This is a genomic window from Saccharophagus degradans 2-40 (assembly GCF_000013665.1).
In the GTDB taxonomy this organism is placed as follows: Bacteria; Pseudomonadota; Gammaproteobacteria; order Pseudomonadales; family Cellvibrionaceae; genus Saccharophagus; species Saccharophagus degradans.
Window position 1 is genome coordinate 2994869 of sequence record NC_007912.1, and the last position, 11640, is coordinate 3006508.

At 46.8% G+C, this 11640-nt stretch carries 9 protein-coding genes; 5 read left to right on the top strand and 4 right to left on the bottom strand.

The genetic code is table 11. The features are described from left to right. The first annotated feature begins 12 nt into the window (after positions 1-12). From SDE_RS12395 to SDE_RS12410, 4 genes are all read left to right on the top strand, one after another. Complete coding sequence (locus SDE_RS12395; RefSeq protein ID WP_011468843.1) at positions 13-702, top strand: anti-sigma factor family protein; 690 nt, start codon at positions 13-15, stop codon at positions 700-702. Between the two features lie 23 nt (positions 703-725). After that, positions 726-1556, top strand: a complete 831-nt coding sequence (locus tag SDE_RS12400) for a hypothetical protein (RefSeq protein WP_011468844.1) — start codon at positions 726-728, stop codon at positions 1554-1556. Between the two features lie 75 nt (positions 1557-1631). Next, the gene (locus SDE_RS12405; protein ID WP_011468845.1) at positions 1632-2294 is read left to right on the top strand and encodes a hypothetical protein; all 663 of its coding nucleotides are present in this window, start codon (positions 1632-1634) and stop codon (positions 2292-2294) included. Between the two features lie 37 nt (positions 2295-2331). Then, a complete protein-coding gene (locus SDE_RS12410; protein ID WP_011468846.1) occupies positions 2332-3681 on the top strand; it encodes an outer membrane beta-barrel protein in 1350 nt (449 codons plus the stop codon). 97 nt (positions 3682-3778) lie between these two features. Here SDE_RS12410 and SDE_RS12415 read toward each other — a convergent pair whose 3' ends face one another. Beyond that, on the bottom strand, positions 3779-4861 hold the full coding sequence (locus SDE_RS12415) for a GDSL-type esterase/lipase family protein (RefSeq protein WP_011468847.1): 1083 nt from the start codon (positions 4859-4861) through the stop codon (positions 3779-3781). Positions 4862-5141: 280 nt separating this feature from the next. On the opposite strand from SDE_RS12415, the gene SDE_RS12420 reads away from it, so the two are divergent. Continuing rightward, complete coding sequence (locus tag SDE_RS12420) at positions 5142-8216, top strand: D-2-hydroxyglutarate dehydrogenase YdiJ (RefSeq protein WP_011468848.1); 3075 nt, start codon at positions 5142-5144, stop codon at positions 8214-8216. Between the two features lie 49 nt (positions 8217-8265). Here the strand turns inward: SDE_RS12420 and SDE_RS12425 are convergent, their stop codons facing one another. The 3 genes from SDE_RS12425 to SDE_RS12435 form a co-directional block, all read right to left on the bottom strand. Beyond that, positions 8266-9405: a pyridoxal phosphate-dependent aminotransferase gene (locus SDE_RS12425; RefSeq protein WP_011468849.1), complete on the bottom strand. Its 1140-nt coding sequence runs from the start codon at positions 9403-9405 to the stop codon at positions 8266-8268. A gap of 503 nt (positions 9406-9908) precedes the next feature. Further along, positions 9909-10133 carry a hypothetical protein gene (locus tag SDE_RS12430; RefSeq protein ID WP_143710893.1) on the bottom strand — a complete coding sequence of 75 codons (225 nt, stop codon included), beginning with the start codon at positions 10131-10133 and terminating at the stop codon, positions 9909-9911. 120 nt (positions 10134-10253) lie between these two features. Further along, a complete protein-coding gene (locus SDE_RS12435; protein WP_011468851.1) occupies positions 10254-11633 on the bottom strand; it encodes a DUF1552 domain-containing protein in 1380 nt (459 codons plus the stop codon). Between the last annotated feature and the right edge of the window lie 7 nt (positions 11634-11640).

An 11640-nucleotide genomic window follows, 5' to 3' on the forward strand; every position in this document is an offset into this window, starting at 1 on the left:
GGAGACAAAATCATGAACTGTAGCGAAGTCCAACAACGGCTAAACACCGCCCAAGCAAGTGACAAGCTCGCCGAAGATAAAGCGATGCTTAACCACTTACAGGGTTGTGAAAGCTGTAAAGACTACGCAGAGGAGCTAAGGCTAACTCGCTTACTAGCAAGCATGCCAGTGCCCCCCGCCAGTGAAGGTTTTGCCGACCGCGCCCTAGCGCAAGCATGGGAAACCGCCCACGGTAAAGAACAACGCAAACAGCCAAACCGCATGCCCGCATGGGCTGGTTTAGCCGCAAGCGCACTGCTCGCCGCCGTACTGGTTACCCAGTGGATGAGCCCTACAAACACCAATGGCCCTGCCAATACCGGCAATGCCGGTTTCGAGCAAACCTTGGTTCAAGTAGCGCCCAACACCACACGCCCTGTGCAAGTTCGCATGGTCAGCAAGGAAGCGCTGCCTAATGCCACCATAACCGTACGTTTAAGCGGCGATGTGCAATTAGACGGCTACCCAGGCCAGCAAAGCTTAACCTGGCAAGCGCCCATAGAAGTTGGCAACAACCAAATGGCCCTGCCAGTAAGACTAAACAGCAACAACAGCGGCACCATTGTTATTGAAGTAAGCGCCGGCGGCGCCAAAAAACAAATGCAGTTGTCTGTTCAGTCTGAAATAGCCGCGCAAGAGTCTGGGTATAGAACAACCATCTAACCTAAAACTTTTGGAGAAACACCATGAACAACGCTACTTCTAACAAACTACGTACCGCAATTGCAGCTTTAATTTTATCTTCTACTTCTGGCCTAGCTATGGCAGCAGACGTTAACGTAGAAGCAAACAGCAACATCTCTGTAACCGCGCAAACTCGCAGCTACTCAGAGTCACAAACACAAACGTCTTCAACGACTGAAGCCAACCAAGAGCAACAAGCAGAAGCTAACTCTACGGCTAGCTCTAGCAGCAATACAGAAACAAACAGCCAAGCCAGCAACCAAACATCTGGCAGCGCTAGCGCATCAACTAACGAGCAAGCAGCTGTAGAAAACGGCCAACAAAATACTGAGAACAGCGCACAGGCAAGCAGCACTTTTTTAGAAGAAGGCAGCGCACGTATTGGCCAATCTGGTGAGGCAATTGTTAATTCTGCTAACAGCATCACGGCCAGTGCAGATGTTGAGGGCAATATGGACTTTGCGGTAGAAACAATCGACGGCATAGTAATAGATATGACTGCCGACGCAGCACAAAATGTAGAAACGTCCATTACCGGTACTGTTGAATCTGGTTTGGATGAATCTTTAGACCTTGCCGGCTCGCTCAGCGGCTCGGCAGAAGGCACTGTTGGCACTATTTTGGATAACACATTATCTACCTCTGAAGGTGCTGCAGACGCTGCTACTTTCGATGCAGATGCAACCAGCCAAACAGATGCAATGACATCCACCGCTAATGACGCAAGCTTCGAAGCACCAGAGGCCAACGACATGGGCGGCGATTACAGCAGCGACATGGAATCTAGCATCACCCAAAACAACGCAGGCAGCCTAAGCGGAGGCCTACTATAATCACCTCCAGCTTAACCCCAGCCCCGTGCGCAGTAGCACAATTACTGCGCGCTGCGGGCCTGAAGGAGAAACACCATGAACTATAAAAGTATTACTACCGCTACATTACTTTGCGCCGCTATATCTAGCGGTGCAGTTGCGCAAGAATCTGCGCAAGCAACAGCAAACCATAGCAGTGAAGCAGAATTAGATTTACTTATGATGGTAGTAGACGAAAGCGATACACCAACAACGGTTGTAAATCGTATTCCACTGCCCCCCGCTATAGTTGAAGAAATTGCATTGCCAGACGTAGAGCTAGAAGAACCCGCGCTAGACAATGTACAAGAAACCGTAGACAGCATAGCGAGTGAAACCACCACTGCAGTAACAGAAGCAGTAAACGATATTATTTCGTCTGGCAGTTTAGGTAGCCTGCCCGATGACATAACCGACGCAATACCCGCAGAAGACATTGGCGATGCAGTAGGCGAAGCCATCGAGGGTATTGAAGATGTTATCGATTTAGACGAATCAGTTAACATCGACACAGAAATAAACAGTGCTATCGACGATTTAGAGTCATCACTTGACGCCGCCGAACTAGACAGCGCAATAGATAACCTAGAAAACGACGTTACCCTAGAAAGTTTAGAGGGCAGCATTGAAACTGAACTAGAAAGCGATTTAGAAACAGAATTAAACACTGAAACCGACGAGTCCAATACCGTTCTTGATGGCGTAGACCTTGGGCTGTAATGCAGCCCAACCAAGAACCCATTGCAGGGAGACAAACGTGAAAGCCACAACAAAAAAATGGGCGGCTACCCTACTACTCGCGGCAGCAGCCAATACAGCCTTCGCAGCTAGCGGCCATTTCGAACAAGGTCGCGAAGCCTTTAAAGCCGGCGACTACGAACTTGCACTAAAAAACTTTAACTTAGCTTGGGGTGAAGGTAACAACACCGCCACCTTGGCTTACAATCGCGCGGTAACCTACTACAAACTTGGCCAGTTAGAGCCGGCGAAAACGGCTTTTTCTTCTCTACTGGTAAATACCCAGTGGGTACATTTGGCACGCTACAACCTTGGCCGCATTGCCGAACAAGAAGGCAACATGCAAAAAGCCTACTTGTGGTATATAAAAGTTGATGAGCGAGCCAACAACACGCGCTTACAACGCTTGGCGCAATCCCGCGCAGACGCACTAAAAGATTACGCACCGGCATCGTCTAAACCCGCGCCCCCCGCCCCAAAAACCAGTGCAGTTTTATTGAGCTTGGGTTACGCACTAGACGATAACGCAACGAGCCTTGCAGAGGAGTTATCGTCACAGGCAAGCGATGCCAGCGACACCTACTTTCGCATGTTTGGTTACGGCCACCACTATTTAACCGGCGAAAAAAATAACGGCGTTAAACTGTATGCCCTAGCGCAAATGCGCCGTTTTCAAACGTTTAATAGTTACGACACAACCGTACTTGGCGTAGGCGCCACTTACGAAACTAAAGCCGACGATGTGGATTTAGATTTTGGCACCCGCTTAACTAACATAGCCACCTCTGCAGGCCCCCTAGCCAACCAAATTAGCTTTATAACCAACGCAGCAAAACCAATAGGCCCTGGCCGTTTACAAGCAGACTACCAAGCAAGCTATTACTCCACCGATGAAGGCTACGCACACTTGGATGGCTGGCAGCACCAAGCAAAGCTCACTTGGCAGCAAAAATTTGGCCGTGTAGTTGTGGCCCCTGGTTTTCGTTGGGAAACAAACTTCCGCGCAAATAAGCAGCTAGAAGCCACCGACGACCGCGGTGAAAGGTTTTACAGCTATTCGCCCACAAGCGTAGGCCTGTATGCAAATATTCGCTGGGAGCTAAACGCAAAATGGCGCCTGTACTCCAAATTTAATTGGGCGAACATTACCCATTCGGAAGAAAACATACACAAAGATATAGGCGGCGAAGAAAAACAACAAACCCGCGAAACAACCCGCACAGATTACCTACTAGGCGCACGCTACAAACTGCGTGACAACTGGGCAGTAAAAACCGAATACAGCCACACAGGCGCAAGCGATGTATTCGATTTATACAGCTACGATAAAAACGTATTCGCACTAAAACTTGAATACAGCTGGGAGTAGGTGAATCGCTAATTGCTAGGCGCTAATTTCTAGTTAAACCGCTAGAGGTTAGCGCCTTTCTCTAAGTGTTTAAAAACTAGCGATTAGCGATTCCTGCCTACCATTTCATTTTTTTCTTAATAAATTTAGTTAACTTATCTGCATTCGCATTGTGTTGCGCTACGCGCGGGTGTTGGCCGTAGCCGATGTATTCAAAGAAAATAGTATCGATTTTATTATCGCCATTATCTTGCATATTTTTTACAGCTTCGCGCACGTAGTTTGGCCATTTTTCGTTTGCGGTTGCATCCATACTGCCCAGTGCGCATATTATTTGCGCCTTGGGGTATTCGGCACGAATGCTTTGCACAAACGCTTGATAATGGGCTATGCGTTGTGCATCTGCAGGAATTGGCGTAAGGCGCTTTTCTCTATCTATTAGCCAGCTATCGTTTTGCATTAGGTTTATTACAACTACATGGGGCGTCCATTGTTTAAAGTCCCATATGGAATCATTATTACCAACAGCACTTAGCTGGTTGTAAAACTGCGGCATAATAAACGGAAACCAACTTACCATTACCCCAATACCGCTTTGCGAAATGGTATGTAGCTCGGCGTTTAAATTGCGTGCGGTAATAGCCCCATAGGCAAGGTAATTATTTTTTTCGGAGCCCAAATGGTCGGCGCCGTTATCTGCGCCTTCGTTACCCATACCGCTTGTAATTGAGTCACCATAAATTTCTATTCTGCGTTTTGGGCGTTTAGGGGGTTTTAATAAATAACTATCATCGGCTAACCAAAGCCCTTTAAATAGCGTTGCGCCCTCTTCGCCTTCTGTACGTTTATAAATTTCTACGCTGTGCTTGCCCTTGCTTAGCGCAGAAGAAATTAAATATCGATGCTCACCTTGTTTAGCTTCTAGCACATAAGGAAATCGATCGTTACCGTCGATAATCACATTAAAAAAATTCTTACCGTTTTGATCGTCTAACACTACCTCTAAATGTTCGCCGGTAAAGTTGGCTTTTATACTTGTGCCGGGCCAGCTTAGCGAGGGTGCTTTTATATCGCTAAAATCTATACGGCCGGTATAAAGGTATTGGTCGTTATCTGCGGGTACGTAGGTTTCACTATGGGCAGTAGTTGCGCAAATACACAACCAAACAAACACCCAGCACCGGTTTATTTTTAGGCACATACTCTTACTTCCCCTTTTTAATTGTTAAGCCCATGTGTACACATTAGTGTAACGCTGCAAATCACAATTGTAATACTATTTGAGGTAAAGCTCGGTCATTACCGCCAATCAAATAGACTAGTTACTCGCCAGCAACCCTTTTACACACTAGGTAAATCTGTTTACTGCAGCCCAGCAATGGTAAAATGCTGGCCACTTTTCCTACTGGCGACGCGGTTAATACGATTTATTCGCAACAACACCGCATTTCAACCCCTAAGGCAGCCTAGTTACCGTGTCTATGATCCCTAATTTGCAGCATACATCTCCGGTTCAAGCCCACTACTTGGACTTTTTAAACACCCTATCGCGCCGCGGTTTTAAGGGTGATATAAGCCCGGATTACGCCAACCGCACGGTTTTGGCTACAGATAACTCCATTTACCAAGTTCTGCCACAGGGCGTTGTTTACCCTAAGCACACAGGCGACCTAATTCTTATTACCCAGCTTGCCAACGAAGCGTTGTACCGCGATATAGTGCTTTCACCTCGCGGTGGCGGTACGGGTACTAATGGTCAATCGTTAACCGATGGCGTAGTGGTGGATATATCCCGCCATATGAACCAAATACTAGAAATAAACGTTGAAGAGCGCTGGGTAAAGGTGCAAACAGGTGTAGTTAAAGATCAGCTGAATGCCTTTTTAAAGCCACACGGCCTATTTTTTGCCCCCGAGCTTTCTACCAGCAACCGCGCCACTATTGGCGGTATGATTAATACCGATGCCTCGGGCCAAGGGTCTTGCTTGTACGGTAAAACCCGCAATCACGTGCTAGAGCTGCAAACGGTTTTACTCGATGGCTCTGTGTTAAACAGCCAAACTTTGGATGCACAAGCCTACGAGGCGCTTGCCGAACAGCAGGATCGCACTGGGCTAATCCACCGTGTGGTAGATAGTATTTACAAAGAGCACAAAACCAAAATCGACGAAGTGTTCCCCCCGCTAAACCGCTGCCTTACCGGTTACGATTTAGCTCACATTCGCGACGAAAACGGCCAGTTTAACCTCAACAACATTTTGTGCGGCAGCGAAGGTACTCTAGGTTTTATTACCGAGGCCAAGCTCAACCTGTTAACTATTCCCAAACATTCTGCTCTTGTGGTTGTTAAGTACGGCGATTTTGAGAAATCGCTACGCGACGCAACCGAGCTAATGAAAGCCAAACCAACATCAATAGAAACCATCGACTCTAAAGTACTTAATTTAGCGATGAACGATTTTGTGTGGCATCAGGTGGAAGAGTTTTTCCCCGACGATACCGCCGAGCCGGTGCAAGGTATTAACTTTGTAGAATACACCGCCGACGATGAAGCCGAGCTAGACCAAAAAGTTCAAACGCTATTAGATAACTTAAAAGCTTCGGTGGCCGACCCTAACAGCCCGCGCATAGGTTACGCCTTGGCAAAAGGCAGCGCTGCGGTTAACCGCATATGGGGCATGCGCAAACGCGCAGTGGGATTACTAGGCAACAAAGAAGGTGAAGCTCGCCCAGTACCCTTTGTGGAAGATACGGCCGTGCCACCCGAGCACCTAGCCGATTTTATTATGGAGTTCCGAGAAATACTGGATGCCTACAGATTAGAATACGGAATGTTTGGCCACGTAGATGCAGGCGTTTTGCACGTGCGCCCCGCCCTAGATATGAAAGACCCAGAACAAGCCAAAATCGCTTGGGAAATATCCGACCGTGTGGCCGACCTTACCCATCAATACCACGGTTTATTGTGGGGCGAGCACGGTAAAGGCGTGCGCTCTGAATATGCGCCCCAATTTTTTGGCGAGCTGTACCCGCAACTCCAACGTATTAAAGCGACTTTCGACCCATACAATCAATTAAACCCGGGCAAAATTGCTACCCCTTCGGATGAGCACAACTTACTAAAAATTAATGAAGTAACTACCCGTGGCGAGTTAGATCGCGTAATTAGCAAACAAAGCTGGACCCAGTTTGAAGAAGCGGTTTACTGCAACGGCAACGGCGCTTGCTTTAACTGGAACACGGCCGACCAGATGTGCCCTTCCTATAAGGTAACCCGCCAACGGGTAAATTCACCGAAGGGTCGCGCATCACTTGTTCGTGAATGGTTAAAATTATTATCGGAAAACAATTTCGATACAGTGGCAGCTGCCAAGCGCAAAAGTGCGCTAACAGCGATAGCAGGTTTGCCCAAACGCCTATTTAGCAGCTTGCGTAAAAAGTTAGGTGTTTACGACTTTTCGCACGAGGTGTACGACTCGATGGCTGCCTGTTTGGCATGTAAATCGTGTACAGGCCAATGCCCCATTAAAGTGGATGTACCAGAATTTAGAAGTAAATTTTTATCCCTGTACCACACCCGCTATATGCGCCCACTAAAAGATTACCTCGTAGGCGCGCTGGAATTTATGCTACCGGTATGCGCTAAATTCCCGAGTGTATACAACTTTTTCATGAAGCTACGCTTTGTGCAATTGCTGCTAGAAAAATGGGTAGGCTTTGTGGATGGCCCACTGCTTACCGGTACGCGTTTAGCCGGTTACAAACTTACGGTGGATGCAAACGGCACACAGGCAGAAATAGAGCTGGCATCGCCCGATAAACTTGCAAATTTAACCCAAGAGCAACGCGAGAAAACCGTTGTAATAGTACAGGATGCGTTTACCAGTTACTTTGAAACCCAGCTGGTAATCGATACGATTCAATTGCTTAAACAGCTAGGCTTTAACGCCCTACTGGCCCCATACAAGGCCAATGGTAAACCGCTACACGTACACGGCTTTTTAGGCAGCTTTGCCGATACCGCAGAAAAGAACGCAAAAATGCTTAACAGTATTAGCGCTTGCGGTGTTGCACTAGTAGGTATCGACCCCTCCATGACCTTAACCTACCGCAGCGAATATAAAAAATATTTAAGTAAGCAAGCAATGCCCAAGGTAGAGTTACTGCAGGAATTTTTAGATGCGCGCCTCTTGGCAGCAGATACGAATGCAGAACAAAGCATAGAATTTAAGCTTATGCCCCACTGCACAGAAACATCAAATGCTGTGGGCACCATTAAAATGTGGCAATCGGTGTTTACAAAACTTGGCCACAGCTTAACTATTTTGAACGCGGGTTGTTGCGGCATGTCTGGTACTTACGGCCACGAGGCGCGCAACAAGGAGTCGTCTCAAGCCCTTTACCAAATGAGCTGGCAAAAACCTGTAGAGCAACACGCACCAAGTGGTACGCTGCTTGCCACGGGTTATTCCTGTCGCAGCCAAGTTAAGCGCGAAGCGGGCGAAACTATTCTGCACCCTGTACAAGCGCTGCTGGCTAATATAACCGTAAGCTAATCACAATTCCCCTGTAAGCGCAGCATAGGCGCTTACAGGGCATACCACATTATTCAACTTTCATACCGGCCAAAACGTCTTTTAACGCAGCCACTAAATAGTGAATATCTTCTACTGGCCTTGCCGCTATACGAAAGTATTGTTTTGACGCCCCCAACTTGTTACCGCAGTTACGAATTAAACAAGCATGGTCTTGTAGCATTCTATTGCGCAGTTCTTCACCATCAAACTCATCGCTTAACTTTACGAAAATAAAGTTAGAATGCGTTGGAAATACTGTAAACTCACGAATTTGCTCTACGCATTCAGAAAGGTAAATAGCATCGTTAATATTCTTTAGCCTACTTTCGTCGTAGGCTTTTTGCTCGGTTTTAATTAACGATAGCAGCATTTCTGTTATGCCATTTACATTCCAGTACGGCAAATGCTTTTTCATGCGTTGAATATTTGCCTCACAACTAATTGCATACCCCATGCGCACACCGTGCAAGCCTAGGTTTTTGCCCAAGCTTTTTAACACCCACACGTTATTAAAGTTGGCCACGTCGTTTTTTACCGATGGCGGGTTCTCCGCAGAAAAATCAATAAACGACTCATCAATAATGATGTTATCTAAGTGTGTAAGTCGCTCGAGTATCCACAGTATTTCTTCGCGAGAAAACAAGGTGCCCGTTGGATTGTTGGGGTTACAAATAACTGCATTTCTAGCCTTACTGGCCAGCACTTCTGCCACGTAAGATTCCGCGGTGATTTTTTGCAGCATGTCGTCGCTATGCGGCATGGTTTTAACGTCCACACCTAGCCCCATGGGCTCTTCTACCCAGCGCCCAAATGAAGGCACAGGCACAAAAATACTCTCTTTTATAAAAATCGAGTTCAGCCAAGATATAATTTCGGTAGAGCCATTACCCGCCACTATCCAATTTGGGTTAGTTACCCCAGAAAAAAGCGCGATATTATCGGCGATAGATTCATTAGAACTTGGGTAGTATTTCAATGCATATGGTAAGCGCCTAAATAGCTCATCCATAATATGTGCAGGCGGAAAATACGAATTTACCGGAATACAGTAATCTTTTAGGCCATTGGTAGTGCGAAAATGATTAGTCAAACTGGCAAACGACGGGTTATGGGTGGTTTTTTCAAATAGTTTTATATCAAACGATTTTTCTTCAGTTTCTGCAAACATGCTATTCACTCGGATTAGTTAATTATTTTTATTGGCATCACCGGCTTAGCTTTCTAGATTGCCTAGACGTTCTAGACTTTGATAAAAACGCGCAACCGCATATTGAGAACATAACGTAAAAAAGTGAAAAACTATATATCGCTAAACACTCAGCGGCATAGCGTAGCACGCCGTAAAAATACATTGCGGTAAAACAGAACGCAAAGCAGGCTTAAGCAAAGCCCGCTTGTAATGACAGTAAAGGTTATTGTTATTGATTTTGTTATTTAAGCGCGCAAGGCGCTGAAACACCTTCTATATTGGATGACACCGCGCAGGATTATAGGCACGGCAAGGTAGAATTAAAGTTAGAGACTTCACAATCAACCAGTCGAATATGCCAAGTAGTTCAAAACCCTGCACTAAAACTAGCATTTCACCAACATTGTGCAACGCGAGGCAAAGCCACCAATTTAACAGGTTAAGCGCTGCAATAAGGCGCCTGCTGAATGCTAACTACCCTTTTAGCTACCCTTTTTAGTTACCTGCCTCAACGCCAGCAAACATGCACTACCAAGTACCAGTAACACATGCGTACTCGCCACAAACTTAGATTCCAATGCTAATTGGGAGCTTGTATCTACAAACATAAACGCCAACAGGCCCGCAATAACAAACAAAATTAAGGGGAAAAAAGAAACGCCTACACTGGGTAGGCGAGAATATAAAGCGCGATAAAGATTGACCATTGCATTACCTCGTAGCCCTGATCTAGAACTTTGCGATGCCATTTATACGTGCCAAATATTAAATCTATGTGTCAGCCCCACTATTTTTTTCGCGTGCTTAGCTACCATTTGGTAATTTGCTTAAATAACGCCGCCAGACCAAGGCCCGCCAATATCTGGAGCACCCACTAAGCGTGCAATATCACCAAATAATTGGTGACTGCCCCACACCCTGTGACCATCGTTATTGCCATCACCACAGTAAATAACGCGCCCCATTTCTAAATCGCCGGCAGCACCGCCAGCAAGGGTTACCGAACCTGCAGCCCCACCGTGCTTAGCACCTTCGCCAACTTCCGAAAACAACACTACAAGGGTATCGTCTAATAAACCGCGAGCCTGCAGCTGCTGCAGGGTATAGGCCAACAATGAGTGATACCAACGCACTTGCGCCGTGTGTGGCACAGCCCCCGGCCTATGGGATGCGCTGTGGCTGGCGTGCTCGTTGTACCAGCGGGTCATTTCGCTTACAGGGCCAGAGTTTGCATCGGGTTTAATACCTTGTGCTACTGCATCCTGGGCCATTTGCCAGCATTCATCGAAAGAGTAATTCACTAAGTTGCCGTTCTCATCGCCTTTGGAAAGCTGCAAGGTGGCTACCTTATGCAAACCGCAAGCGAAGGCGCCAACAATATTATCTACCTGCGCCCTAGCCAAGTGCGGGAACATTTGCCACTCGGTAGAGGTTAAGCTTTGGGTTGTTTCATAATAGGGGTCGGTCATCACGTTACTATTAAAACCACACTCCCCCACTTTAGTACCGGCTTGATCGCGCAGGCGAATTAACGCATTGCTATGAAAATCTAATTTGGTTTGCCGCGTATTAGTTAGGGTTGCATCGGCTAGGTCATCAAAGTCTGACAATATAGCTTCGTACATAGCCTTTTTGTTATCGGATAAACCGTCTGATGGACCAATACGCAGCGCCAATTTACTTGCGACATCGCGCGGGTCGTTATTCGGTATTGGGCGGCTATCGGTTTTATAACCGCGCGGTTTAGAGATCATAATGTCTTTTTTAGGCCCAGTACGCACACCCAAACTTAATACGCCCTCGTCGCCCAAGCGCTCTGCAATTAAGTGATCGATACTCGCGCCGTCGACGCCTATTTGGTTATCGCCGGTTAAAATACCGCGCATATCGTTGTAGTGCGCCCCAGCACCTTGGCCTACGTCTAGGTTTAAATTTTTAAACACAATCATTTTATTGTGCCAATCTTTTAACGGCCCCAAACCAAAGCTTAGCTCGTTGGTAGTGGTAATAGCGCCACTATCTTGCTGCGGCCGCCAGTTATAGGGCACAACGCCATTAGGGTAATACATAAATAAAACCCGCTGCGCACCAGTACCTGCAGCCAATGCTTTTTGCCCTAACATTTGCCCTGCAAACGGTAGCAGCATGCCAGTTTTAGCTAACCCCATGAGGAACTTACGTCGAGATGGTTGTGATAATTTGCTCATTTTTATT